This window comes from Coprococcus hominis (ex Arizal et al. 2022), from assembly GCF_040094675.1.
Taxonomy (GTDB): Bacteria; Bacillota; Clostridia; order Lachnospirales; family Lachnospiraceae; genus Coprococcus_C; species Coprococcus_C hominis.
In genome coordinates this window covers 128146-151313 of sequence record NZ_JBBNHG010000038.1, presented here as the reverse complement: position 1 = coordinate 151313, position 23168 = coordinate 128146, and the positions used below count along the sequence as shown (strand labels likewise).

At 44.1% G+C, this 23168-nt stretch carries 32 protein-coding genes and 6 tRNA genes; 35 read left to right on the top strand and 3 right to left on the bottom strand.

From position 1 onward, the window contains the following. Positions 1–110: 110 nt before the first annotated feature. The 6 genes from AAAT93_RS12110 to AAAT93_RS12085 all read left to right on the top strand — a co-directional run bounded on the left by AAAT93_RS12110 (position 111) and on the right by AAAT93_RS12085 (position 684). Positions 111–184 (top strand) — tRNA-Asp (locus AAAT93_RS12110). A 31-nt stretch (positions 185–215) separates the two neighbouring features. Continuing rightward, positions 216–288, top strand: a tRNA-Val gene (locus AAAT93_RS12105). A 30-nt stretch (positions 289–318) separates the two neighbouring features. Beyond that, positions 319–391: transfer RNA gene (locus tag AAAT93_RS12100), tRNA-Thr, on the top strand. Positions 392–408: 17 nt separating this feature from the next. Next, a tRNA-Tyr gene (locus AAAT93_RS12095) sits at positions 409–490 on the top strand. A gap of 28 nt (positions 491–518) precedes the next feature. Beyond that, positions 519–592 (top strand) — tRNA-Met (locus tag AAAT93_RS12090). Positions 593–611: 19 nt separating this feature from the next. Further along, a tRNA-Phe gene (locus AAAT93_RS12085) sits at positions 612–684 on the top strand. A 95-nt stretch (positions 685–779) separates the two neighbouring features. On the opposite strand, the gene AAAT93_RS12080 is transcribed toward AAAT93_RS12085, so the two are convergent. Then, complete coding sequence (locus AAAT93_RS12080) at positions 780–1901, bottom strand: tyrosine-type recombinase/integrase (protein WP_195541291.1); 1122 nt, start codon at positions 1899–1901, stop codon at positions 780–782. Positions 1902–2096: 195 nt separating this feature from the next. Continuing rightward, a complete protein-coding gene (locus tag AAAT93_RS12075; RefSeq protein WP_195541290.1) occupies positions 2097–3248 on the bottom strand; it encodes a 3'-5' exonuclease in 1152 nt (383 codons plus the stop codon). A gap of 142 nt (positions 3249–3390) precedes the next feature. Here AAAT93_RS12075 and AAAT93_RS12070 point away from each other — a divergent pair, with 142 nt between their 5' ends. Then, positions 3391–3588: a helix-turn-helix domain-containing protein gene (locus tag AAAT93_RS12070; protein WP_195541289.1), complete on the top strand. Its 198-nt coding sequence runs from the start codon at positions 3391–3393 to the stop codon at positions 3586–3588. 205 nt (positions 3589–3793) lie between these two features. On the opposite strand, the gene AAAT93_RS12065 is transcribed toward AAAT93_RS12070, so the two are convergent. Continuing rightward, entirely contained in the window at positions 3794–4177 is a 384-nt protein-coding gene (locus AAAT93_RS12065) for a helix-turn-helix domain-containing protein (protein WP_195541288.1), read from the bottom strand. 144 nt (positions 4178–4321) lie between these two features. On the opposite strand from AAAT93_RS12065, the gene AAAT93_RS12060 reads away from it, so the two are divergent. The 28 genes from AAAT93_RS12060 (at position 4322) to AAAT93_RS11925 (ending at position 23167) form a co-directional block, all read left to right on the top strand. Further along, positions 4322–4492 (top strand): hypothetical protein, encoded by a 171-nt coding sequence (locus AAAT93_RS12060; RefSeq protein WP_195541287.1) that lies wholly within the window; start codon positions 4322–4324, stop codon positions 4490–4492. Between the two features lie 22 nt (positions 4493–4514). After that, on the top strand, positions 4515–4718 hold the full coding sequence (locus AAAT93_RS12055; protein WP_227573482.1) for a hypothetical protein: 204 nt from the start codon (positions 4515–4517) through the stop codon (positions 4716–4718). Then, positions 4705–4980, top strand: a complete 276-nt coding sequence (locus tag AAAT93_RS12050) for a hypothetical protein (protein WP_227573481.1) — start codon at positions 4705–4707, stop codon at positions 4978–4980. Before AAAT93_RS12055 ends, AAAT93_RS12050 begins: the two co-directional genes overlap by 14 nt. A 6-nt stretch (positions 4981–4986) precedes the next feature. Beyond that, the gene (locus AAAT93_RS12045; RefSeq protein ID WP_227573480.1) at positions 4987–6168 is read left to right on the top strand and encodes an N-6 DNA methylase; all 1182 of its coding nucleotides are present in this window, start codon (positions 4987–4989) and stop codon (positions 6166–6168) included. Then, positions 6159–6614 (top strand): hypothetical protein, encoded by a 456-nt coding sequence (locus AAAT93_RS12040; RefSeq protein ID WP_227573479.1) that lies wholly within the window; start codon positions 6159–6161, stop codon positions 6612–6614. Before AAAT93_RS12045 ends, AAAT93_RS12040 begins: the two co-directional genes overlap by 10 nt. 72 nt (positions 6615–6686) lie before the next feature. After that, the gene (locus AAAT93_RS12035; protein WP_227573478.1) at positions 6687–7001 is read left to right on the top strand and encodes a hypothetical protein; all 315 of its coding nucleotides are present in this window, start codon (positions 6687–6689) and stop codon (positions 6999–7001) included. 15 nt (positions 7002–7016) lie between these two features. Continuing rightward, a complete protein-coding gene (locus AAAT93_RS12030; RefSeq protein ID WP_227573477.1) occupies positions 7017–7550 on the top strand; it encodes a hypothetical protein in 534 nt (177 codons plus the stop codon). Between the two features lie 140 nt (positions 7551–7690). After that, positions 7691–8533 (top strand): rolling circle replication-associated protein, encoded by an 843-nt coding sequence (locus tag AAAT93_RS12025; protein ID WP_227573476.1) that lies wholly within the window; start codon positions 7691–7693, stop codon positions 8531–8533. Further along, on the top strand, positions 8521–8988 hold the full coding sequence (locus AAAT93_RS12020; RefSeq protein ID WP_227573475.1) for an RNase H family protein: 468 nt from the start codon (positions 8521–8523) through the stop codon (positions 8986–8988). Before AAAT93_RS12025 ends, AAAT93_RS12020 begins: the two co-directional genes overlap by 13 nt. Further along, on the top strand, positions 8978–9484 hold the full coding sequence (locus tag AAAT93_RS12015) for a hypothetical protein (RefSeq protein WP_227573474.1): 507 nt from the start codon (positions 8978–8980) through the stop codon (positions 9482–9484). The genes AAAT93_RS12020 and AAAT93_RS12015 overlap by 11 nt, the downstream gene beginning before the upstream one ends. Next, positions 9484–10068 carry a DUF7666 domain-containing protein gene (locus AAAT93_RS12010; protein WP_227573473.1) on the top strand — a complete coding sequence of 195 codons (585 nt, stop codon included), beginning with the start codon at positions 9484–9486 and terminating at the stop codon, positions 10066–10068. Before AAAT93_RS12015 ends, AAAT93_RS12010 begins: the two co-directional genes overlap by 1 nt. Continuing rightward, entirely contained in the window at positions 10065–12164 is a 2100-nt protein-coding gene (locus tag AAAT93_RS12005; protein WP_227573472.1) for a PcfJ domain-containing protein, read from the top strand. Before AAAT93_RS12010 ends, AAAT93_RS12005 begins: the two co-directional genes overlap by 4 nt. A gap of 13 nt (positions 12165–12177) precedes the next feature. Then, positions 12178–13464 (top strand): hypothetical protein, encoded by a 1287-nt coding sequence (locus tag AAAT93_RS12000; RefSeq protein ID WP_227573471.1) that lies wholly within the window; start codon positions 12178–12180, stop codon positions 13462–13464. Between the two features lie 21 nt (positions 13465–13485). After that, on the top strand, positions 13486–13845 hold the full coding sequence (locus AAAT93_RS11995; RefSeq protein ID WP_227573470.1) for a hypothetical protein: 360 nt from the start codon (positions 13486–13488) through the stop codon (positions 13843–13845). Next, on the top strand, positions 13838–14122 hold the full coding sequence (locus AAAT93_RS11990) for a hypothetical protein (RefSeq protein WP_227573469.1): 285 nt from the start codon (positions 13838–13840) through the stop codon (positions 14120–14122). Before AAAT93_RS11995 ends, AAAT93_RS11990 begins: the two co-directional genes overlap by 8 nt. Beyond that, positions 14119–14418: a hypothetical protein gene (locus tag AAAT93_RS11985; protein ID WP_227573468.1), complete on the top strand. Its 300-nt coding sequence runs from the start codon at positions 14119–14121 to the stop codon at positions 14416–14418. The genes AAAT93_RS11990 and AAAT93_RS11985 overlap by 4 nt, the downstream gene beginning before the upstream one ends. A 470-nt stretch (positions 14419–14888) precedes the next feature. After that, a complete protein-coding gene (locus AAAT93_RS11980) occupies positions 14889–15071 on the top strand; it encodes a hypothetical protein (RefSeq protein WP_227573467.1) in 183 nt (60 codons plus the stop codon). A 123-nt stretch (positions 15072–15194) separates the two neighbouring features. Continuing rightward, positions 15195–15581: a hypothetical protein gene (locus tag AAAT93_RS11975; protein WP_227573466.1), complete on the top strand. Its 387-nt coding sequence runs from the start codon at positions 15195–15197 to the stop codon at positions 15579–15581. A gap of 2 nt (positions 15582–15583) precedes the next feature. Continuing rightward, a complete protein-coding gene (locus AAAT93_RS11970) occupies positions 15584–16390 on the top strand; it encodes an N-acetylmuramoyl-L-alanine amidase (RefSeq protein WP_227573465.1) in 807 nt (268 codons plus the stop codon). 15 nt (positions 16391–16405) lie between these two features. Beyond that, the gene (locus AAAT93_RS11965) at positions 16406–16798 is read left to right on the top strand and encodes a hypothetical protein (RefSeq protein WP_227573464.1); all 393 of its coding nucleotides are present in this window, start codon (positions 16406–16408) and stop codon (positions 16796–16798) included. Positions 16799–16804: 6 nt separating this feature from the next. Beyond that, positions 16805–16990, top strand: coding sequence for a hypothetical protein (locus tag AAAT93_RS11960; RefSeq protein WP_227573463.1), 186 nt, complete (start codon positions 16805–16807; stop codon positions 16988–16990). A 131-nt stretch (positions 16991–17121) separates the two neighbouring features. Beyond that, positions 17122–17550: a phage holin family protein gene (locus tag AAAT93_RS11955; protein ID WP_227573462.1), complete on the top strand. Its 429-nt coding sequence runs from the start codon at positions 17122–17124 to the stop codon at positions 17548–17550. Beyond that, the gene (locus AAAT93_RS11950; RefSeq protein ID WP_227573461.1) at positions 17540–17836 is read left to right on the top strand and encodes an HNH endonuclease; all 297 of its coding nucleotides are present in this window, start codon (positions 17540–17542) and stop codon (positions 17834–17836) included. The genes AAAT93_RS11955 and AAAT93_RS11950 overlap by 11 nt, the downstream gene beginning before the upstream one ends. Before the next feature lie 28 nt (positions 17837–17864). Then, on the top strand, positions 17865–18281 hold the full coding sequence (locus AAAT93_RS11945) for a P27 family phage terminase small subunit (RefSeq protein ID WP_227573460.1): 417 nt from the start codon (positions 17865–17867) through the stop codon (positions 18279–18281). Then, complete coding sequence (locus tag AAAT93_RS11940) at positions 18271–20019, top strand: terminase large subunit (RefSeq protein WP_227573459.1); 1749 nt, start codon at positions 18271–18273, stop codon at positions 20017–20019. The genes AAAT93_RS11945 and AAAT93_RS11940 overlap by 11 nt, the downstream gene beginning before the upstream one ends. Then, complete coding sequence (locus tag AAAT93_RS11935) at positions 20006–21205, top strand: phage portal protein (protein WP_227573458.1); 1200 nt, start codon at positions 20006–20008, stop codon at positions 21203–21205. The genes AAAT93_RS11940 and AAAT93_RS11935 overlap by 14 nt, the downstream gene beginning before the upstream one ends. Next, the gene (locus AAAT93_RS11930; protein ID WP_117780270.1) at positions 21198–21782 is read left to right on the top strand and encodes an HK97 family phage prohead protease; all 585 of its coding nucleotides are present in this window, start codon (positions 21198–21200) and stop codon (positions 21780–21782) included. The genes AAAT93_RS11935 and AAAT93_RS11930 overlap by 8 nt, the downstream gene beginning before the upstream one ends. Further along, positions 21776–23167 carry a phage major capsid protein gene (locus tag AAAT93_RS11925; RefSeq protein WP_227573457.1) on the top strand — a complete coding sequence of 464 codons (1392 nt, stop codon included), beginning with the start codon at positions 21776–21778 and terminating at the stop codon, positions 23165–23167. Before AAAT93_RS11930 ends, AAAT93_RS11925 begins: the two co-directional genes overlap by 7 nt. The last annotated feature ends 1 nt before the right edge of the window (position 23168 follow it).

Below are 23168 nucleotides of genomic sequence, written 5' to 3'. Positions count from 1 at the left end.
AGAGGTTTTGAGAACGGAAAGATGATTTGTTAAGAGGTTAGATATAAGATCTTTGTATGAAGTTCTGAAGGTACATGTTACCTTTTATCATTGTGTAAACAATGGTGGATGGCCCGGTGGCTCAGCTGGTTAGAGCGCCGCCCTGTCACGGCGGAGGTCGTGGGTTCGAACCCCATCCGGGTCGCTTGTAGCGAAAGCTACATAATTAAATATATGGGATCTTAGCTCAGCTGGGAGAGCATCTGCCTTACAAGCAGAGGGTCATAGGTTCGAGCCCTATAGGTCCCACTTAAACTGATTGATGACAGCATCGTATATGCCGATGTGGCTCAATTGGCAGAGCAGCTGATTTGTAATCAGCAGGTTATCGGTTCGAGTCCGATCATCGGCTTATCAGTTTAAAAATTTGGGCGGATTCCCGAGTGGCCAAAGGGGACAGACTGTAAATCTGCTGCTTTATGCTTCGGTGGTTCGAATCCACCTCCGCCCACTTTTCCTATTTAGGAATAATTTAATATCGCGGGGTGGAGCAGTCTGGAAGCTCGTCGGGCTCATAACCCGAAGGTCATAGGTTCAAATCCTGTCCCCGCTACTAATTACATAAGATACATGCCCAGATAGCTCAGTTGGTAGAGCAGAGGACTGAAAATCCTCGTGTCGCTGGTTCGATTCCGGCTCTGGGCATCTTTTTTATTTGGCGGAAACCACGTAGAATCAAGGGTTTCCGCCGTTTTTTAATGGTTGAAAAATCGCCTAGGTGGGCAGATAGTGGGCAAAAATTATGAGAAGAGTTTTATTTGATCTAGCTTCCGGTTATCATTTTCGATAACTTTTTGTGTAACATGAATATAGATCTTGCTTGTGATTGTAGATTTGCTGTGTCCTAATCGGCGGGCAATCTCATCCGGAGTCATGCCGTTTGCAGCGAGAAGCGATGCGTGCGTGTGACGTAACATATGAGGTGTTACACGTCGGGCAAGAAGCTTCTCAGATATGATACGAAGGTATTTTTCATAGCCAGCTATTTGCATATGATCACCTTTGTTGTTTGGAATCAAAATATTTGACCTGAAATTGTTTGCAAGCATCAATTCTTTTCTCCATAGCATACATTTTTTTAGTTCTACTAAGAGTGTCGGCTGGATATGTATTACACGTTTGGAATTGTCAGTCTTTGGTGTAGTTACAATGTCGTGCTTTGAATCGTATGTTTTGGAAATTCGAATTGTTAACTGATCCAAGTCAATGTCGGATATTTCTAGTGCTGATAATTCGCCGAAGCGCAGACCGGATAGCAACAGAATTGATGTTGTGTAGTACCAGCGCCAATTTTCGTCATTCTGGATATAGTTAAGAAGTTTTTTTGCTTCTTCAGGTTCCAAGTATTTTGTTTTGATTTCGCTGTCATCTGACGTATCATTAAATTGTTTGAGCTTCGTAAGTAACCGCATATTATCATGATAGTCATTCTCATATCCCCAATTCAACATTGCTTTGAAGCGTGTTATGTATGAGTTCAATGTCGTAAGTTCTTTTCCGGAATCAAGCAATTTGGACTTTACATATTGTGCTGTCAGATTGTTGACAATTGCATCCTGATTCAGTATTTCTATGACAGACGAAGTGACACTTTCATTCCGATCAACTGTGCTGTCTTTATAAATGATTCTTTGGGCTTTCAGATATTCCTTTTGAAGTTTAGAAAGAGTTACCGTGTTGTCGGTGCATTGAAGGTTTTCAATCGTAGCTTCAATTTTTGCAGTAAGCTCTCGCTGCGCTTTTTTCTTGTTTTGGGGAGTATCTTTTTGCTTAAAGACAGTCACGACCTTAGTTTTCTCAGTCAGAGGATCTTTGTATCGTTCACGATAAACTACTCCATTTTTTCTAGGTTCACACCACATAAAAAATCCCTCCTTTTAATTGTAAATTAAAGAAGGGGATGGTATAATATGTTTGTATGTTTTATGTATGCCATCCCCTTAGATGGTGTATCTGAGTCCCTCGTGCGCCAACACGGGGGATTCTTTTTGTTATGAAGTTATGAAGCAGGGTACAATCTGTACCCAAGTTGTAAAAGTTGCACCGGTGCAACAGTATTATTCATCGATGCCAATTCGTTCTTTTACAAAGATATTGAATAAATATCCAGTAGCGAGACAATCGGATGCAGCTCTATGTGCATAATGATTATCTCTAATTGAATAATAATCACAAAGAGTAGTAAGTTTATGATCACTTACATCTCCATAGATATCATTCGATGATTTTGCTTTTGTAAGAATTTTTCTTGCAAGTTCCAAGGTATCATAATATTTCCGCTTGACTTCAAAGAAATCCAATCCGTTTTTGTATAAGAATTTTATATCAAACAATAAATTATGTCCGACAATCGCGGATTTTCCAATAAAATCAGAAAGTGCAGGTATCACAGCTTGAATACTTGGAGCATTTGCAACCATATCGTTTGTTATACCATTGATATCGGTAATCTCTGGAGATATTTCTTTTTTTGGTTTTATAAAAGTCTCAAATTTACAAATTGGAATCCATTCTTCAAAGCGTATAGCGGCAACCTCAATAATTTCATCTCTACTTGCAGTAAGTCCGGTTGTTTCCACATCAACAACGGTGAAAAAACCTAGCCGCTCATAGTTGGATTTTTTTGTTATAGAAGAGAATGTAATATCTTCAATATTGCTTAATGTATTTTTCTTTATTTTTTCACTTGATAACTCGATAGGGTATAACTCAATACATTCAAGTGTTGGTAAAAATGCAGCTTTTTTCAAGGCGATTTCATGTGTATTTATAATATATTTCTCGCAATTATCAATAAGTTTATAAAGTTTTTCTATTATGTTGTTCGGGTATGTAGGATCGTCTTTATGAATAATCTCATTTAATCCGGGAATCTTGCCGAAATCATGACCACGATCAAAGGTTGAATCATATTTGATATTCAGATCCATAATATTTTTTAAGTAGTCGAGTTCGGAAAGCTTTTTGATTGTCTCTCGGATTTGTGTGCATTGTTCCATAGCATGATCAAAATCGTCGGACTCGTGGTAATTATGCGCAGAATTATATAGTGAAACTATAAGTTTAATATAATCCGTTCCCTGAGCTAATACAGCTTTCTTCTTTCCAGCAAGTAAAGCTTCCTGTTGACCAATACACTTCTTGCACAATCCATCTGCATTTACATGAAGAAATAGTCCTTTTTTACCACATCTTTTACATACTGCCATATAGGTATCCCCTTTGTATATTAAAATTTTTTAATTTCTCGTATTTTAGCTCGTATATTTTGTTAAATATCGTTTTACCATATATATAACCGTATTTTATTTCAAAAAATAAAAAACAATCTAATCATGGAGCATATATTAAATGAAAATATTAGTTTGGCAGATAAGAACAGCAAAACGGATCACATTAGTAGAACTGGCAAAGCGGTCTGGCATCGGAAAGTCTACGATCAACAATATTGAAAACGAAAAAGTATCTCCGACATTGATGCAACTGGAATCGCTGGCGGCAGCTCTTGAGGTCCATATAACTGATCTGTTTGAATCTGACTGGAAATAATTTCCATAATTATGGAAATATCGCTAATTATTTCATGCATCACCCCGAAATATGCTACTATACCAGAGAGGAGGTGGGGACTCTATGAACTACAAAAGAGCAATCCTCGATATGTTGGGGAAGATACACGACGATAAAATCCTGAAGCGGATTTATAACTTTGTTCGGTATCTGTACATCGGAGCTGGCAAATAGCCAGCTCTTTTTAATCCTCTTTGTTCTGGTTTTCATAAAATGAAGATATGTTTTTCAAGATTCTTTCCAAAGCATGAATATCTTCATCGCTCATATCTATCATCATCTTAAATAAGTTTTTACGACTTTCATCCTGACCAAACATGATCTGATCAATACGTGCCTGAAAATCATCATCGGTAGCGACGAACATTTCACCTTCTCCAGTAGTCAGCCACATGTAATCAACATTGAATTCACGACAAATTGCTTTTGTCATTTGTTCAGTTAAATTTCTGTTTCCTTTTTCTATATTTGAGATAGCTACTTTTGTAACACCTAATCGATCACCGAATTTCTCGAGAGTAAGTCCAAGAGAAGTACGTATTTGTTTTATTCTTTCTCCTTGTTCCATATCAAATACCTCCTTGTTTTCATTAGAATACCACCTTTAAGAATGAATTGCAATAGAAAAAGTAATCAGAGATAACAAAAAAGTGTTGACAAAGTAATCTATGATACCTATAATGTAATCAAAGATAACAAGGAGGTGAACAGAGTGACAAGAGACGAGAAAAAGACAAACATTGAAAACATGGCAGAATCTGTGATGTCTGTAAAGAATCCTGCGGAGCAGTCCATGATGTTCATGGCAATGTCCGCCTACGCGGAAGGCAAGGCAGCAGGCAAAGCGGAAGAGCGTCAGCGTTACAAAAAGGAAGCAGGGTAAGCAGAAGGGAGATGAGTAGAAGATGGGAATAGTTGACGCTTTTACAGCAGAAACGCCAATTACGATTAAACAGCCGCAGTATTACAATATGGTGCTTCAGGCAGCAAAGATGGAGCTGCTTGAGAATGCGGTGATGGCGGATGTGCCTAATAAGCATATCCGGGCAATGATGGGACACAGAGATGAAGTTCAGATTGGAGGATATGAGAAAGATGATGAAGACTGAATTCGAGGACCTGATTCACGGATCTGTCACGGATGAAGAGTACGAGCTGATCGAGACCGTATACATGTGGCATCCGGCAATTCGGAATACATCCGGTAAGGAAGAAGTAGCGGAGTTGTATAAGAGTTTTGGACTGGTGATCTTTAAGGATATGTACCCGCGTGCAATGAAGCTAAAGGAGATAGATGAGGAGATTCGGTCACTTAATCGGGCGAAAGACAGCTTGATTGCGAAACGGGAACGATTGAAGAAGGGAGCGTGATGGGATATGGATATTCGGGAGATACTTGGAATATCCGAGATGTACGAATTTATTAGATACCTAAAAGATATCATTTTTGATAAGCAGAGAAGAGAAGAATACTTCAATAAGATTATTGAGGATATTGATTTGCGTACAGATTTCATCAGAGATGTGTTTCAGGCAGAGGCAGCTCAGCGAAAGCAGATGAAACAGGACTATACGCCGGATTGTATTTGTAACTTATTTTATGAGCTTTCGACGACACCGGCAGCGGTACTTGATGAATGCGCAGGAACTGGAAGCCTTGCAATATCTTATATTGCAAATGGTGTAAAGAATGTGATCTGCATTGAAAAAAGCGAAACGGTATTTCCACTTCTTTTGTTCAATATGAGCATTAGAAACGTAACAGGATGGGTAATAAAAGAAGATATAACAACACGCGAGTTGCTTGAAGCATACCGGCTTGAAGCTGGAACGCGATACAGTGACATTGCAAAGCTGGAACCAAACATCGGACGCACCCAGACAATCATATCAAACCCGCCCTATTCATTGCCATGGAGTGGCATTGGGGACTGGAGGTTTCGAAAATATGCAGTACCACCAAAAAGCAAGGGTGATTATCTGTTCATAATCGATATATTGACAAGGCTGAAGGAGGGCGGGGAAGCGTTTGTACTACTTCCGCATGGAGTGCTTTTTCGCGGAAACCAAGAACTGGCAATCAGAAGATCATTGATTGAAAAAAGATATATTCATGGGATTATTGGTCTTCCAGACAACATGTTCCTGAATACAAGCATACCAACTGTGATGATCTGTCTGAAAAAAGCAGATACCGAGAGTGTGTACATAATGGATGCAACGAAATATGCAACAAAGAAGGCAAAGGTCAATGAATTAGACGGAGAAGCCGTACACGAGATTGCAAAAAATTACAAAAATCGTATCGAAAAAGCAAAAATATCCAGATTGGTGTCAATCGAAGAGATTCAGGCAAATCAATATAACTTGAATATACCGCGTTATATCGATACTACGGAGCCTGAAGAACAGGTGGATATAAGAAAGCTGACAGCTCAGATGCAAGAAACAGATGAGGAAATAAGGAAGACAGAGCGGGAATTGGCGGGAATGATGCGACAACTTGTTGGAGATGGTTATCAGAGCGATATCGCGGAGGTATTGAAGCTATGGAGCTGACCAAATACAAACATGTAAGAATCAAAGATATATGCATATGGGAAAGGGCAAAGAAAGCAAAGATATATCCGGAAGGAAGCTTCTGCGTGCAGGTATCGGCAACAAAAGGCCAGATGGAGTATCTGAACGAAGAGAAAGAGGTTGAATCAAAATACTGTGTCTTTCAAGTTGTGTCAAATAAGTATTTACCGGCATATGTGTACATGATCTTCAAGATGAATTTGCCGGAATATCTTAGGAGAACACAGACAGGACTCAATATTGTACCAGAGATTTTTAATGAGTATGAGATTGACCTGCATACGAATATAGATACGCAGCATGAGCTTGTCAATACGATGCGATGTATCGATACAAGAATCCAAGAGGAAGAAAGACAGGTGAAAGCGATTCAGAAATTAAAGAAATATCATTTACAAAAAATGTTTCCGGATATGAATCGGTAACAGAATGTAACCAGTTGAACCGGTGACAAATTGTCACCAACTGAATTTTATCAAAGAAAGGAAGTGAGGAGCATGGAGATAACAGCAATTAAGTATATTAGTGCATCGCCGTACGTGACGAAGGCGCAGATACAGAAGGCGTTGGATGTGTCAGCGCGTACGGTATCGAACCGGCTGGCAGAGATTGACATGTATGTGCAGAAAGGAAGATATGGTGCATACACGATATTGGATGGATGCGGTGTGACATACGTCAATTACCTTGCATTTGTAGATTTTCTGAAATACAGGAAGGATCTGAAGGCAGGACACAGAGTGCCGGCGTTCAATCCGACAGCAATCGCGAGACAGATCGGCTGGGGTAGCCTGCAGGCTGAATATCAGTAAAGAGAGGACGAGAGAATGAGCAACGATATGATTATGGCTACATACAAATTGGCGACGATCGCAATGGTCGAGGGTGCAGTGCTGCTGTGGATGGGGCTGATATACGGCTTCTGGATCATGGTAGCTGGAACAATCTGGCAGCAGCTAATAGCACTTGCGAACGAAAAGGAGGAAGAAGATGAGACTGAAAGACGAGAAACTGAAGCGCCCGGCAAAGCCGACGCGAAAGCAAAAAGAAATTATGGCAAAAAACGGATTGCGCTGGGAAAACTGGAATGTCGTAGCAGACTGTGCAGATCACATCATCGTGGAGAGCAAGGCATCAGACAGAAGAAGGGTGGCGTACAAGTGACGAAGATGGATGAGATCATGCATAAGGCATATATGAGTGCAAAGAGCTTCGCTGGATTGGAACCGCCGGCAGGATGCCTGTACATAGGCAGCAGGATCGCGAATGGCGACCGGTATCGGTACTGGGTAGCAGAGGATGGCACCTATTATCAGGAATCGACCGGAGAAGCTGCACTGAAAAGAAAAAGAGCCGGCTGAAAACCGGCTCAGGTGTAATACCTCGAATCTGAACAATTTGAGTGTATCACACCAAGCTTATATCGTCAAGAAAAGCGGGATAAAAGCTCGCTTTGAGACAGTATTAGCATATTAAAGTTAGGGACAAGGATACACTTTAGATGGCATACAGAAAACATACATTTTATTTTCCAAATTCAATAGAGCATGGATATGGGTTCAAAGGGCATACAGGAGCAAAAGGCGAGCACCGGGCGAAAAGGAAGAAACCGACACCGGAACAGGTGAAGCGGCAGAATCAGATCAATAAAGAGAACAAATATAGACATTTGTTGAAAGCGAACTTCCTACCCGGCGATTGCTGGATCACATTGAAGTATCCGGCAGGTACGCGAAAAAGCATGGATGCAGTCAAGCAGGATTTGGCACTGTTTGATAAGCGCATGCGGAGAGATTATGTTGCACACGGCGAGAGGTGGAAGTGGATCAGGCGCGTAGAGATTGGCAAGCGGGGCGGTATCCACATCCACCTGATCTGCAACCGAATATGGAACACGGAGCTGCTAATAGCGAAGAACTGGCCGGGATTGTCACATCATAGTGAACCGGTCAGGGATGAGGAAGGATTCGGACAACTTGCATCATATCTGTGCAAACCGCTTCCGGAAGAGCTTGAACAGGAAAGCATATTTGACCCGGAAGAGATCAAGCGCGCATCCAGTCTTTCTTCAAGCAGAAACTTAGTACGTCCGGAACCGGAGAAGAAAGCATATGTCCGGCGGACAATGAAGAAGATCATCACGGATGGACCGGTAGCCCGTCCGGGGTATTACATAGATAAAAAATCAATTCGAATTGGCATAAATCAGGTAACAGGGTACAGCTATGTCTATTACACGGAAGTAAAGATACAGCAGACAAAGAGAGTGATACGAGCACCGGGCGACGATTGGCCGAAGTTGCACCGGTGCAACGAAAGGAAGAGACGAAAATGCAGGAAGTGAGGATATATATTGAGACTTCGACGATTGCACCGCGTGCCACGAAAGCCGACGGCATGTATGTGATGGAAGCATACGAAGATGGAAAACAGATGCTATACAAAGGCGAGCCTGTGATCGTGTATGAAGTCATGCATTTTGAACACTGCAATACGAATATTATTACGCTGACACTGCTCATTGCAGCATTGGAACGGATGCAGAAGGGATGTACTGTGCACATCCACACACGCACGGAGCATGTATTCTGGACGTTGAAAAATGACTGGCTTGGAGGCTGGAAGAAAACCGGCTGGAAGTCTGCGAGAGGTGTTGCAATCAAGAATGCAGAAATGTGGGAAAAAGTCGAGTATTTACTCAATAAAAATGATAGTTGGACTGTATCCGAGGACACGCACGAGTGGAAGGCTTGGATGCAGGAGAAGATGAAGAATGGAGGCATGAAAGATGTGGGATAAATTTGGAGAGTTGGACAGTGCTGAAGAGATCAACCGCCTTGCGGCAGCAGAACTGCAGGAGGGCGACGTCGACGCACTCAAAGCACTTGCTGCAGAAAACGGATTGGATAAAGATGACGTGGAGGATTATATCGATGGGCTGATTGATACATTGACCACACCGGAGCTTGCCGCAATCGGGAAGCTGGATGTGGAAGCAAAGCATTTGGATGTTAAAGGAATACTTAAAGACTGGGTGGATGAGCTGAAAGCGGAGATCATGAGAGACAGGGAGTTTGCCATAGCGGTACGACGGAAAGGGAAGAGCCTTGCGGGATATATTGCATTAACGGCCGAGACAGGTTATACGAATCGTGCGGTGGTGCACAAGGAAATCGTGGCTAAGACTACAACAATTAAAAACATGATCGGATCGCATGAGTTTTCTATCGGGATCCCGACGCGGACGGAGCGGAAACAGTTGATGCATACATACTATGAGGGAGGTGTTGACTGATGATGGCATTCAAAGGGTTCACACCTGATCTGAAGAGCGTAATGGGTGATGGAAAGAAAGAGACATGTCACTTTGTACCAGGAGAGACAAAGAAGGTTGAAAGAAGCAAGACTGCAAATTCCGGATTCCATTGCTGCGAATATCCGCCGGACTGCCTGCGATACTACAGTTGGGAAAAAAGTCGTTTCTTCCGCGTAGAGGCGGCAGGCGATATCGACGAGGATGAAGGAGAACGTATCGCGACAACAGAAATTACGCTTGTGGAAGAGCTGGATGCACGGAAATTTGCTTATTATATCATGCGATATATAGCCATGTATCCACGGAGAAAGAATTGGATCACGAATATGACAGGAGTATCCATACAGCCGGACAAAGCAAAGGTATCGGAAGCGGGGCATATAGCAATTGCCAGAGGCAGCAGTCCGCGTGTCAGAGGTACAGAGGGAAGCGTGGTCGGACTAATTGTCGAAAAGGACGAAGAAATCAAGAATATGAAAATGCTCGTCGTAACAAGTAAATATGCGGATAAATGGCTGTACATCGATAAGAACAGACAATTGCATGTGGAGGAAGATGTATGAGAGAGAAAGCGATAGAGAAAACACCGGCGCCGAAGACGAAGAAAAAAGGCTGGTGGACAATCCTGCAGGTTGTACAGGGAATTGTAGTATTGAATATTTTCAAGAATAAAGTATTGCAGAGGCGGCACTGCTTTAACCCGACGAATAGCGAGTATGCAACATGGCATGCGGATACCGGGTTATGGCATGCAGAGAAGGTGCCTGCCGCATACGAAGCGAGCTGGGATGGCGGTGATGGATATTACGGAAAAAAAGGTGACAGCAGTATGTCGAGCGAAGATCATGATCGATTGAAGGAAATATTGGATGATGCACAAAACCCATATACATATTATCGAACGAATTTGATTGACCGTATATATGATTTGGAGCAGGAAAGAGACAGGAAAGTGCGGCAGACAAAGGAAGAACGAAGATTTGCAAGAGTTACAGCATTGATGGATCGTGTGCCAGATGTGCCTACAGATCTGCGAGACTGGATAGATAAGCAGTTCACCGGCGGGGAAAACTGGTGTATCAAGGACAGGGATACAAAGAAATGGGTATGCTCGGCATGTGGCGGTTCGTTTGAATTGAAGAATAAGCCGCGGAACAACGACAACATTACATGTCCGGAGTGTAATCGGGAGATTAAGTATTTGTCACGAAAACGGAAAGTTGAGATGGTTGAACATTTCTACCTGATCCAGCCGATGGATACAGACACATCCGTATGCAGGCATTTTGTAACAGAAATCACTTTCGAACCGGGAGTATGTGAACACAAAAATATATGGATAGATGAAGAAATACGGGTAATCCTGAACAAGCAAATTGATACGCTTGAATTCAATCGAAAGAAAAAAGCAGAATGCGACATCTACTATAAGCAGTGGAGTTACTTTGATAACAAAGGAAATCCGCAGAACAAGCGGGAATATGTTGGAGCACTGTATGATGCCGGCATCATGGAAGCCTTCAAGGATACAAGCTATGAGTCGTGGAGCCGGTTATTCACCCAGATGGCGGCAGCGGGACAGCAGTGCAACTGGAATGCAATGATGGCAGCAGTCAAAGACAAAGAATACATGCAGGTAGCAGAGATGTTGTTCCGTGGAAGATTCTACCGGATGCTGACAGAGACAAGCATGCAGATAAGTTATTGGGACTTAGAGTATATCGGTTATCTGGATGTGACCGGTCGGACGATTGAAGAGGTGTTTGGAATTGCAGACAGACAAAAGATCAACCGGATCCGGGATTGTAACGGTGGTGGGCTGATTCTTAAGTGGATGCAGTACAGTGAAGAAAAAGGCGAGAAAATATCTGAGAAGCTGCTTACATGGGCGAAGCGTGAAAATATTACGCCGAGTACATTAAAAGAGCCGTTGACGTATATGTCGGCAGAGCAGGCAATGAACTACATCGAAAAGCAGAAAAAGGAGCAGTACAAAGGAAAGAGTACGCGTGTAATCGTAGATCAATATGCCGATTATATACGGATGTGTAACAAGCTGAAAAAGAAACTGGAAGATGAAATGATCTATAAGCCGCGGGAACTGAAGCGGCGACATGATGAAGCGGTCGAGGAAATCAAGGTAAGGGAAATAGAGATTGATTCAGAGGAGTATTCAGAACGGTATCCGGAAGCAGAGGATGTACTGAAGGAAATAAAAAAGAAATTCGAGTACAGAGGCACCGAATATTTCATCATGGTACCAGAGCGGATATATGACATTGTATGCGAAGGGCGGAGCCTGCATCACTGCGTCGGATCCACAGACCGGTATTTTGACCGGATGGCGCAGCATGAGACATACATTTGCTTCCTGCGGAAGGTAGAAGAACCGGACAAACCATTTTATACGATCGAAGTGGAACCGGGAGGCACAATCAGACAGCATCGTGGCATGTTCGATGAAGAACCGGAGTTAGAAACAGTAAAACCTTTCCTGAAAGAATGGCAGAAAGAGATACGGAAACGAATGAGTGAGGAAGATCATGCACGCGCGAAGCAGTCAAAAGTATTACGAGAAGCAAATATAAGGGAATTGCAGGAGAAGAACAATACCAGAGTGCTTCAGGGATTGATGAAAGACTTTATGGAGGCAGTGTGAAAGGAGCGAAGACATGTTGGAATTAACAGAAAGATCAGAAGAGTATTCACAGGAATATCTTGCATTCAAGCAGGAGTTTGATACAGAGCTGAACAAGGCAGCAGACGGATTTGTAAAAATAGGTTATCTGCTCCGACGGGCGGAAGAATCGAATGTCTTGGAAACAAGCGGATACAGAAATGTTGCGGAGTTTGCAGCAGCGGAGTACGGACTGTCAAAGGACGTCGTATCAAGATATATCAATATCAACAAGCGCTACAGTGAGGGCGGATATTCGCCCGTCCTTGCTGAAAGATATCATGGGTTCGGCATGGCAAAGCTTGCCGAGATGCTGACACTCCCGCAGGCGATAGTAGACACGATTCCGGAAGAATTATCGAAGACAGAAATCCGGGAGATCAAGAAGGAGTTTGATGAAGAGCAGGGCGTGACAGATATCGAGATTGCGATTGAGGCAGCAGGACAGCCAGAGGAACAAAGAGAAGATACGTTGCTGACGAAGGTAGTCAGAGCATGGCTGCATGATATACCGGACGACTTCCGGCGATTATCGAGCGTGATTTATCCGGATTATGATATCGACGCAATGATGGACATCATTGCGCCGGACGAGACGAGAGTGATCATCGTGCGAGTCCCTGGCGTTGGAAAACTGATGATGACATGCTCGATTTCGGCAAGTATCAAGATCGTCACTATGCGTACCGGAGAAAATCGGCAGATAAGCTGGGAAGACCTGTGCAGCGCCGCATCTGCAATCTGTGCGCGCAGATATCCGGATGAGGGGATCGAAGATGTCTGGGCGAGGACATATGATGATCCGTATCCGGAAGAGAAGAAAGAAGAACCGAAGCCAGAGCCGAGGAAGAAAGTGAAAAACGAAGAGAAGAAGCCTGCGAAGCGGAAGGAAAGTAAAGTCACGGTTGCAAAGCCGGTGAAGAAAGAAGAACCGAAGAAGCAGTATGAAAAGCCTGCGATCGTCGAGATGCATCATGATCCGGAGGTGCTGGAAAGAGATGCAGAAGAAGTGAAGAATGCAGCGGAAGCTGATCAGGAGGAAAGCGCACATCAGAAAGAAGGTACCGAAGAACAGGAAACATATGCTCCAGCTTCAACGGGGTATTTGGGATATACAGATAATTCAGAATATGAAGCGACACTGGAAGAGCTTCGAGATGATATGAAGGATCTGGCGAAGTATTTTGAACAGAAAGACTACAGTATGGCAAAACAGACGGCAGCGGTTATGAATACCGAGATTGAGAGCCTGCTGAAGATTATGGAGAAACATAATGGATAAGAGCAAGAAAGGGGTAAAGTGATGACAAATAAAGGAACATGCAGATATTGCAAGAATATTGTATTTTTTGATGATCCGGTTGACGATGATGAGTCGGAAGAAAAGGCAGTTACAATGTGTGACTGCAATGGTGCACGGATATGGCAGCGGGCAAAAGAACGGCAGGAAAGAGCAAAGGACAACATTGAGCTTGCAATTCACGAGACAGACGAAAAGGTGTGTGAATATCTGAAACAGTGTGTGGAGCTGGTCGATCGGCGGAACATAGCAAAGATAACTGTAAATAACGGACGTGGAGTTACGGTCACGGTTAGCAAGACGAATAAGGACACCATCAAGGTTGCCAAGAAAGTAAGTAAGGATGTGGTTTATGATGAGTAGATTGATTGACGATATGAGCTTGAAAGATCGAGTAAGTGAGTACACTTTGAGCCCGGATGAATACCAACGGTTCTGCAGAATTATTGACGCAGAACCTACGGCATACAACGTAGATAATGTTTTGAAACAACTGGAAGAGGAAAAAGAGCTTTCATATGCGGATTTTGACAAGTATGTGGATGAAATATGTCCTTGCTTGGATACAGAATATGATGACTTGTACCACAGAGGACTGGATAGAGCAATCGAGATAGTAAAGCAAGGAGGGGAATCATGAGTAAATCTATCATGCAGAACAAAGACGGATGCTGTTACATGTGTGATCTGCTCGGAACAAGGCAGCAGGGCTATACGATTGAAGAGCATCATTGCTTTGGAGGACCAAACCGAAAACTGTCCGAAAAATATGGACTGAAGGTTTATCTTTGCCCGGAGCATCACCGAACGGGACCGGATGCGGTACACCAGAACAGCGACTATATGCAGATATTGCACGAAGCGGCACAGAAGGCTTTCGAAGAGCACTATCCAGATAAGAGCTTCCGGGAGATCTTCGGGAAGAATTACCTGTAAAGTCTAGTAAATACTAGATAAAGATGCACATTGAAAAGTGAATACTGGTCAGAAATTTTTCATCTTTTTTAATAAAAAGTATTGACATACGGTACACCGTATGATATTATAATACTTGTAAGGAGGTGAATAAGAAATGGCTAAGAAAAAACAAAAGAAAAAGCCCAAACTTGAAAAAGTCGCAATCGTAACAGGCATCCTGCAAGGCATAGCAACCATCGTATGCTTGATCTACGAAACCTTCTTCAAGTAAGGGCACAGGCGGTGGGAATATCCCACCCACCGCCTAATTTTATTCTAAGCCATTTTTGAAGATATGTCTATAAGAAAAGTATTAACAATTATTAGCACCTGTTCGGCGGCGGTTCTTGTGTACTATGCAATCAGAAAAGGATTGGATGCGGCTATTGCAATAGCACTTGTATTGAGTGTGGCATCAATTGGATTAAATATATATTGTGAGGTGCACGATGGAAGAAAAGAAGATTAGACCGCAGGACAAGTGGAATGCAAAAGCTGGCTTGATAAGCAAATCATATAAGCTGAAGCGAGAGCTGGTAGAGGCATTTGCAGATGCATGTGAGAAGGCTGGAGTAAGTCAAGCCGGACAGCTTAGCATGATGATGAGAGAATTCATCGAGAAAAACAAGTAAATACTAGAAAAGGAAAGGTACTGACCAGTATTCATTGGTTGGTACCTTTTTTATTTTGGCACTAAGAAAATATATCATAAATCTAAAGAAGGAAGGGGGTGAGAATCCGGGGAACCGGATACTATGGCAGAACTTTTGATTGAGATTGATGAGAGATACAAGGATGCACACGGCAATCCAAGAGTGCTGGCAGTATGTCCGTGTTGCCGCGAAAGGAAGTGGTATCTGGGAAACAAGGGAGAGATTCTTGATCAGATGCACTGGAGCAGCGTGCATTATTGTGATAACTGTGGTACAAAGCTGGATTGGAAAGCTGAGCAAAAGACAGAAACACAGAAGATACGGGAGCAGGCACTGTTAGAGTTTCTCAATGAATATTACAAAGACAGTCGAGGCAGCAGGAGCGAAAGCTATATTATAGCGTATCGGACGGCGCGACGCCTGTTGAATGCGTGGAACAAAGAAGAACAGCAGCATATAAATGCAAGAGTATATGATCGGAGGATATAGAGATGGCAAAGGTATATATTGGAGTAGGACATGGTGGGAGCGATCCAGGAGCAGTGAAGTATCTGGTAGAAAAAGATATTGATCTGCAGATGGCAAAGGGATGCCGCGATTACTTGAAAGAGCATGGAGTAGAAGTATTGATTAGCAGGAACGGAGACATAGATAGTTCAATCAATGAAAAAACAACAATGTGCAACTACTGGGGCGCAGATCTCGCACTCGACATACATAACAATGCAGGTGGCGGAGAAGGCTTCGAAGTATGGCACAGTGTGAATGGCGGCAAAGGAAAGGTGCTTGCACAGAACATAGAGAAAGAAGTTGTGAAGATCGGGCAGAAAAGCCGTGGCTTAAAGACAAAAAAGAACGCCTACGGAAGTGATTATTTTGGATTTATTCGACAGACGAAATGTCCGGCGATTATCTGCGAGGGTGTATTTGTAGATAATAAAGCAGATGCGGCAAAAGCAGATACAGAAGAGAAGTGCCGCGCATTTGGGGAGGCGTATGCCCGCGGAATCCTTGCGACGCTGGGAATGACAGAACAGAATGCAACCGAAGAAACAAAGGCGCCGGAGCAGGCAGCAGTCCAACCAGAGCAGACAAAGGCAGATACATATAGAGTCAAGGTCACAGCATCGGCGTTGAACATACGCAAGGATGCAGGTACAGCAAATGCAATAACCGGAGTAATCCGGGACAAGGGCGTATATACGATTGTGGCGGAAAAGACAGTATCCGGGCAGAAATGGGGAAAGCTGAAAAGTGGTGCAGGCTGGATATGTCTGGAGTACACACAGAAAGTATAAAGGAGCGTGAGCAAGGTGAGACAAAGAAACTCGGTCGCCAGCTACAACATCGGGAAGCATAGATTCTTGGAATTGTACCACTACTGTATGCAGTATCCGGACTGGATAAAAGAGATTCGAGAACTGCGAGGACTACGATCACATGAAACTGGAGCAACAGGAAGTGGATTGTCGAACCCGACGGCAAGCGCAGCGATCAAGGCAGCAGAACTAAGCAAGCGATGCAAGCTGATTGAAGATACGACAGTGGAAGCAAACAAGGAACTTGCACAGTATATCCTTGCAGGAGTAACAGATGCTGAGTGCACATATCCGGTGCTTGAAGCGCGTGGGATGCCAGCATCGCGTGCATTATACTATCGCAGTCGGCGGAAGTTCTACTATCTGTTATCTAAGAAAGTGAAGTGAGAAGATATGAAAACGGAGTATGAGATCATTGAGGAATATATTGATTACTTTAACGAAAAGGAATTTGTAGAGAGCCTGACGCTGGAAGATCAGATGCTTTATAGACTTGCATTAAGAGAGACGTATTCATACTTGTTTTTTGAGCTATATGTAAGAGTGAGAGAATTCTTCGGTAGTTTTAAGAAAAAATGAAAGTGGAGTACTCAGGGGACAAATTAAATGATATTATGATAGCATGAGATAGTTGAGAGAAACGGAGAACAGCAGTTGTATGGAAACCATATAGCTGCTGTTTTGCGTTGGAAAGGAGGAAAGGAGAGACGATGAAACAGGCGATTTACACAGTTGTAGGCATGATTGGATCCGCGATAGCAAGTGTATTCGGAGGATGGGATGCAAGTATCAAGACTTTAATCATATTCATGGCGATTGATTATGTATCCGGCTTAATCGTTGCGGGAGTATTCAAAAACAGTTCCAAAACCGCATCAGGCGGATTAGAGAGTAAGACAGGATGGAAAGGCTTATGCCGGAAATGCATGACACTTGCGCTCGTGCTCGTAGCGTATTGTTTGGATTGGGTAATCGGCACTAACTATATTCGCGACGCAGTTGTGATTGCTTTTATTGCGAACGAAACAATCTCGATTGTTGAGAATACCGGGCTCATGGGCGTGAAGCTTCCGGCAGTGATTACGAAAGCAATCGACATCCTGCAGAAGAAATCAGAGGATAAATCCAATGATATATAACAACAAACGATGGAAGAAGAAACGTGCAGTGATCCTGCGACGAGATGCTTACCAGTGCCAAGAGTGTAAGCGATATGGCAAACGAAGATCAGGAGATCATGTGCATCATGTGTACCCGGTCGAACAGTATCCGGATGAGCGGTACAACAACTGCAACCTGATCACGCTATGCCAGAAGTGCCACAATCGCATGCATGATCGGGATTCACATGAGCTTACAGCGACAGGAAAACAGTTACAAATGCGTATGAAGAAGCGATATGGCAGCAGACTCCCCCCTCTCTAGCGTTTTTGGAGCGCCGGAGGATAGAACGGTGGGTGGAGCCTTTTCCAAATACGCAGGATTTTTTGAGAAAGGGGGAAACCGGGTGAAAAAGACAGCATGGAAAAATCGAATAATATCAGCAACCAAGGCGGTTGGCACGTATCGAGACGCTTTCCTTCCGATGATCGATACGCTCGCAAATATACTTGCAGAGCGTGACAAAATCTATCAGGAATACGTTGAAACCGGTGCCAAACCTGTAGTGGAGCATACGAACAAAAACGGAAGTACCAACATGACCAAAAATCCACTATTAGTGAGCTGGGGTGATATGAACACATCTGCACTTTCATACTGGAGAGATCTGGGGCTCACACCGGCAGGGCTGAAAAAAATTGATGAATCAGCAATCAAAGGGAAAAAGGTGTCTGCGTTAGGAGACATCCTGCGGGACATTGGCGGCTAAGTCATACAAGCAGGCGGCAATCCACTACGCGAAAGATGTGGTCGCTGGAAAGATCATTGCCGGAAACAATGTACGAGAGTGCAAACGGTTCCTGGCGGATCTGGAACGCGATGATCTTGAACTGCACACGAAAGAGCCGGATTTTGTGATCAATATCATCGAGCGGGTGATGGTGCATGTGAAAGGCGAGGACCTGCAAGGACATTCCCTGCGGAACACACCGCTGATATTGCAGCCGTGGCAGATATTCATCGTATATAACTTAATAGGCTTTTACTATAAAGGTACTCAGATCAGACGATACAAAGAGGCCTTTATTTTTGTCCCGCGAAAGCAGGGGAAAACACTGTTTATAGCGGCGCTGGCTTTTGCTCTGGGGTTATTAGAGCGTAAATCAGGTGCGACAATCTATATTGTTGCAGCGGCACTGAAACAGGCAAAGCAGAGCTTCGACGATATCATGCATACTTTGCGATACCAGGGCATGATAGGTGAGTTCAAAGTACTGAATAACAATGCACAGCACTCTATTGAGTACACGTTTTACAACGAGAATGAAGAGCCGGAGGGTTCCCTGTACATCGAAGCACTTGCCAGCAATCCGGACACGCAGGATTCGTTCAACTGCAATATAGCTATCGCGGACGAGGTGCATGCGTTCAAGCGAGCATCGCAGTACAACCGATTCAAGGAAGCAATGGCAGCATACACAAACAAGCTGATGATCGGTATCACAACCGCAGGCGATAACATGAACTCATTCTGCTATCGACGTCTGGAATACGCGAATAAGATATTGGATGGAACTGTGAAGGATGATAATTTGTTTTGTTTCGTATCACGAGCCGATCAGGACGAAAATGGCAACGTGGATTTCACAAATCCGATTCAGCACGAAAAAGCAAACCCCGGATATGGTGTGACAATCCGACCAGAAGCGATTCTGGCAGATGCAATACAGGCACAGAATGATCCGCAACAGCGCAAGGACTTTTTGAGCAGGCAGTTGAATATCTATACAACTGCGATGAAAGCATATTTTAATATCAAAGAGTTCCAAAATTCTGATAAAAAGTATAGCTGGACACTGGAGGATCTCGCAAAAATGAAAATCGACTGGTACGGCGGTGCCGACTTGTCGAAGCTGCATGACCTTACGGCAGCAGCACTGTTTGGACATTACAAGGGCGTGGATATCATCATCACACATGCCTTTTTCCCGGTTGCGGAAGCAGCAAGGAAAGCAGATGAAGACAACATACCTTTATTCGGTTGGAGGGATGATGGCTGGCTCACAATGTGCAACACGCCGACGGTTAACGTTGGAGACGTTGTGAATTGGTTCAAGGAGATGCGGAGCAAAGGCTTTAAGATCAAGCAGGTTGGTCACGATAAGAAGTTTGCACGTGAGTACTTTATCCAGATGAAAAAGGCAGGGTTCCGTATAGTCGACCAGCCACAGTATTTCTACGTGAAGTCGGAGGGGTTCCGGCATATTGAGAAATCTGCCAAAGATGGAACGTTGTATTACCTGCATTCAGATGCTTATGAGTACTGCGTGCAGAATGTACATGCGATTGAGAAGACCGACGACATGATCCAATTTGAGAAGATAGAACCGACGGCACGTATCGACTTGTTCGATTCGAGTGTGTTTGCGTGCGTCAGATACTTGAATTCGCTCGAAAAGAGCGAGAAATCAAAGAGCTGGTGGGGAGGTGAGAATGAAGATGAGTAAAAAGAATAACGTGATACAGCGGGCACTAAGAAAAGCAAGACGATCGGCGGTGCTGATCGGAAGCGCGGAAGCATATGACATCCTGTGCGGTGATGGTTATACATCTCTGGACCAGAACCCGGAGATTGTAGCAGCCTGCCGTAAGATTGCAGAAGTGGTTGGAGCAATGACGATTCACGTCATGGAGAACACCGAACGGGGTGACGAGCGTGTGATCAATGAACTGTCACGAAAGATTGATATAAACCCGTGCAGTACCATGACGCGGCAGACGTTTATAGAAGCGATTGTGATGAATCTGCTCCTGTATGGCAAAGGCAATTCGGTTGTGAAAGTATACACGGAAGATGGATATCTGTCTGATATGGAGCCGGTGGCTGCAAACAGAGTATCATATCAGGGCGATTACACCAGATATCATGTGATGATTGATGGAATCCCTTATGCCCCGGATGAGGTGATGCACTTTGTATATAATCCGGATAAGACATACCTGTACAAAGGGCAGGGCGTTACAGCACAGTTGAAAGACGTCGCGGATAACCTGCGGCAGGCACAGATCACAACAAACGCTTTCATGAAGAGTAAGTACAAGCCAAGCCTGATCGTCAAAGTGGATGGAATGACGGAAGAATTCTCGTCGCCAAAGGGCAGACAGAAGCTGATCAATGAGTACATGAATTCTGGAGAAGCCGGTGCACCGTGGCTGATACCTGCGGAGCAGTTTGAGATAGAACAGATCAAGCCGTTGTCTCTGTCAGATCTTGCGATATCTGACAATGTAAAGTTGGACAAGCAAAGTGTAGCCGCAATTCTGGGGGTGCCTGCGTTCGTGCTTGGCGTTGGAGCATACAAGCAGGACGAGTGGAACTATTTTGTCAAGACGAAAATAAAGACGATTGTCACAGGCTTACAGCAGGAGATGACGCGGAAACTGATATACAGTCCGAATATGTACATCAAGTTCAATGCCATGTCCGTGATGGATTGGGATCTGACGACGATAGCATCCGTATTCGGTTCGCTGTCAGACCGTGGTTTTGTGACTGGAAATGAAGTCAGAGACAAGATAGGAATGTCGCCAAGGGAAGGATTGGACGAACTTCGAGTGCTTGAAAACTATATACCGTGGGACATGGCAGCAGCACAGAAAAAATTGGTACAGAAGGGAGAAAGCAATGGATAGACATATTCGACAGATACGATCTGTCGCATCGGAATTTAATACGAGAGAAGACGGCGAGGCACTTTCGATTGAAGGTTACTTCGCCGTTTTTAATAGCACCTATAACATAATGCCTGGTATGAGTGAGAGTGTGGCGCCGGGAGCGTTCACAGATACAGTATCAGGTGATGTACGCGCGTTGATCAATCATGATACTGGTCTTGTACTTGGTCGGACAAAGGCAGGTACACTGACACTACGACAGGATGAACGTGGACTCTGGGGGCATATAGACATCAATCCGGATGATTCGGATGCAATGAACTTATATGCGAGAGTAAAACGGCATGACGTGGATCAGTGCAGCTTTGGTTTTGACATTCTGGATGAAGAGACTGAGGTTCATGAGGATGGTTCGGTGCATTGGACAATCAAGAAGGTGGAACTGTACGAAGTATCCGTGTGCACGTTCCCTGCATACGAGGAGACGAGTGTCAATGCAAGAAAGAAAGATGCAGACACAATCCGGGCGCGACAAAATGAGGTGTGGAAACTTGACATGAAGCAAAAATTAAAAGGAGGAAATGGATCATGTTAAAGGTTATCATGCTCAGAAAGAAGCTGAGCGAAGTCACAAAGAAGCTCACAGAGGCACGTGAGAAGGCAAAGGAGCTTGCAACACGTGAGAAAGAGCTGGAAGCAGCTATTGAGGAAGCACAGACAGACGAAGAGAAGGAGGCAGTGGCACAGGAAGTAGAGCAGTACGAGAAGGACAAGGAAGAAAATGACGAGTCAGTGAGAACTCTGGAAAAAGAAGTATCGGATACAGAGTCCGAGCTTGCAGAACTCGAAAGCAAGCAGAGACAGGCAGAACCGGTACCAGAGGCAAGAATGAGAGGAGTGGAAACAGTGAAAACAACAAGAAAGAAGTTTTTTGGTATGACAGTACAGGAGCGTGATGCGTTTTTCGCGCGTGACGATGTACATGCATTTTTAGAGCGCGTGCGTACACTTGGAACACAGAATCGTGCAATCACAGGTGCAGAGCTTACAATTCCAAGCGTGATGCTTGATCTTCTTCGTGAGAACATCGAGGAGTACTCAAAGCTTTATAAGCATGTACGTGTGCAGTCTGTGCCGGGTAAGGCAAGACAGACGATTCAGGGCACGATTCCGGAAGCAGTCTGGACAGAGATGAATGCAGCTATCAACGAGCTGTCGTTGGTGTTCAACGATGCGGAGGTAGATGGATACAAGGTTGCCGGATATATGGTAATCAACAATGCCGTGCTGAAGGATTCCGACATTGATCTTGCATCAACCATCATCACATCGCTTGGACAGTCTATCGGATTGGCACTTGATAAGGCAATCCTTTATGGTACATCAAAGAAGATGCCAACGGGTGTCGTCACACGTCTGGCGCAGGCGGCAAAACCGGAGACTTACCCGGATACAGCGCGTGAGTGGAAGAATCTTTCTTCCTCAAACATTGTATCAATTGCAGCCGCAAAGAAGGGTGTTGATCTGTTCAAGGAGATTGTGATTGCATCAGGGAATGCCAAGGGCAAGTATTCAACAGGTAATCGCTTCTGGGCTATGAACGAGACAACCAAGACCAAGCTCGTAGCAGAGGCACTCAGCTTTAATGCAGCGGGCGCAATCGCTACCGGAATGGGGGACACCATGCCAATCGTTGGTGGTGCGATTGAAACACTCGATTTCATCCCGGACAATGTAATTGTCGGCGGGTATGGTGACTTATATCTCCTTGCCGAGCGTGAGGGCGCACAGATCACACAGTCCGAGCATGTGAAGTTCCTGGAAGATCAGACAGTATATAAGGGATTGGCACGATATGACGGTCTTCCGGTGATTGCAGAGGGCTTCGTAGCAATCGGAATCCTTGGAACTACACCAGCGGCTGATATGACATTTGCAGAAGATACAGCAAATAAGGCGGCTGCATCAAGTAAGGAGTAAT

What these genes read in the sequence shown, in the direction of transcription:
- AAAT93_RS12080 (WP_195541291.1), bottom strand. Translation starts at nt 1,901, where the DNA reads ATGTGGTGTGAACCTAGAAAAAATGGAGTAGTTTATCGTGAACGATAC.
- AAAT93_RS12075 (WP_195541290.1), bottom strand. Translation starts at nt 3,248, where the DNA reads ATGGCAGTATGTAAAAGATGTGGTAAAAAAGGACTATTTCTTCATGTA.
- AAAT93_RS12070 (WP_195541289.1), top strand. Translation starts at nt 3,391, where the DNA reads ATGAAAATATTAGTTTGGCAGATAAGAACAGCAAAACGGATCACATTA.
- AAAT93_RS12065 (WP_195541288.1), bottom strand. Translation starts at nt 4,177, where the DNA reads ATGGAACAAGGAGAAAGAATAAAACAAATACGTACTTCTCTTGGACTT.
- AAAT93_RS12055 (WP_227573482.1), top strand. Translation starts at nt 4,515, where the DNA reads ATGGGAATAGTTGACGCTTTTACAGCAGAAACGCCAATTACGATTAAA.
- AAAT93_RS12050 (WP_227573481.1), top strand. Translation starts at nt 4,705, where the DNA reads ATGATGAAGACTGAATTCGAGGACCTGATTCACGGATCTGTCACGGAT.
- AAAT93_RS12045 (WP_227573480.1), top strand. Translation starts at nt 4,987, where the DNA reads ATGGATATTCGGGAGATACTTGGAATATCCGAGATGTACGAATTTATT.
- AAAT93_RS12040 (WP_227573479.1), top strand. Translation starts at nt 6,159, where the DNA reads ATGGAGCTGACCAAATACAAACATGTAAGAATCAAAGATATATGCATA.
- AAAT93_RS12035 (WP_227573478.1), top strand. Translation starts at nt 6,687, where the DNA reads ATGGAGATAACAGCAATTAAGTATATTAGTGCATCGCCGTACGTGACG.
- AAAT93_RS12030 (WP_227573477.1), top strand. Translation starts at nt 7,017, where the DNA reads ATGAGCAACGATATGATTATGGCTACATACAAATTGGCGACGATCGCA.
- AAAT93_RS12025 (WP_227573476.1), top strand. Translation starts at nt 7,691, where the DNA reads ATGGCATACAGAAAACATACATTTTATTTTCCAAATTCAATAGAGCAT.
- AAAT93_RS12020 (WP_227573475.1), top strand. Translation starts at nt 8,521, where the DNA reads ATGCAGGAAGTGAGGATATATATTGAGACTTCGACGATTGCACCGCGT.
- AAAT93_RS12015 (WP_227573474.1), top strand. Translation starts at nt 8,978, where the DNA reads ATGTGGGATAAATTTGGAGAGTTGGACAGTGCTGAAGAGATCAACCGC.
- AAAT93_RS12010 (WP_227573473.1), top strand. Translation starts at nt 9,484, where the DNA reads ATGATGGCATTCAAAGGGTTCACACCTGATCTGAAGAGCGTAATGGGT.
- AAAT93_RS12005 (WP_227573472.1), top strand. Translation starts at nt 10,065, where the DNA reads ATGAGAGAGAAAGCGATAGAGAAAACACCGGCGCCGAAGACGAAGAAA.
- AAAT93_RS12000 (WP_227573471.1), top strand. Translation starts at nt 12,178, where the DNA reads ATGTTGGAATTAACAGAAAGATCAGAAGAGTATTCACAGGAATATCTT.
- AAAT93_RS11995 (WP_227573470.1), top strand. Translation starts at nt 13,486, where the DNA reads ATGACAAATAAAGGAACATGCAGATATTGCAAGAATATTGTATTTTTT.
- AAAT93_RS11990 (WP_227573469.1), top strand. Translation starts at nt 13,838, where the DNA reads ATGAGTAGATTGATTGACGATATGAGCTTGAAAGATCGAGTAAGTGAG.
- AAAT93_RS11985 (WP_227573468.1), top strand. Translation starts at nt 14,119, where the DNA reads ATGAGTAAATCTATCATGCAGAACAAAGACGGATGCTGTTACATGTGT.
- AAAT93_RS11980 (WP_227573467.1), top strand. Translation starts at nt 14,889, where the DNA reads ATGGAAGAAAAGAAGATTAGACCGCAGGACAAGTGGAATGCAAAAGCT.
- AAAT93_RS11975 (WP_227573466.1), top strand. Translation starts at nt 15,195, where the DNA reads ATGGCAGAACTTTTGATTGAGATTGATGAGAGATACAAGGATGCACAC.
- AAAT93_RS11970 (WP_227573465.1), top strand. Translation starts at nt 15,584, where the DNA reads ATGGCAAAGGTATATATTGGAGTAGGACATGGTGGGAGCGATCCAGGA.
- AAAT93_RS11960 (WP_227573463.1), top strand. Translation starts at nt 16,805, where the DNA reads ATGAAAACGGAGTATGAGATCATTGAGGAATATATTGATTACTTTAAC.
- AAAT93_RS11955 (WP_227573462.1), top strand. Translation starts at nt 17,122, where the DNA reads ATGAAACAGGCGATTTACACAGTTGTAGGCATGATTGGATCCGCGATA.
- AAAT93_RS11950 (WP_227573461.1), top strand. Translation starts at nt 17,540, where the DNA reads ATGATATATAACAACAAACGATGGAAGAAGAAACGTGCAGTGATCCTG.
- AAAT93_RS11935 (WP_227573458.1), top strand. Translation starts at nt 20,006, where the DNA reads ATGAAGATGAGTAAAAAGAATAACGTGATACAGCGGGCACTAAGAAAA.
- AAAT93_RS11930 (WP_117780270.1), top strand. Translation starts at nt 21,198, where the DNA reads ATGGATAGACATATTCGACAGATACGATCTGTCGCATCGGAATTTAAT.
- AAAT93_RS11925 (WP_227573457.1), top strand. Translation starts at nt 21,776, where the DNA reads ATGTTAAAGGTTATCATGCTCAGAAAGAAGCTGAGCGAAGTCACAAAG.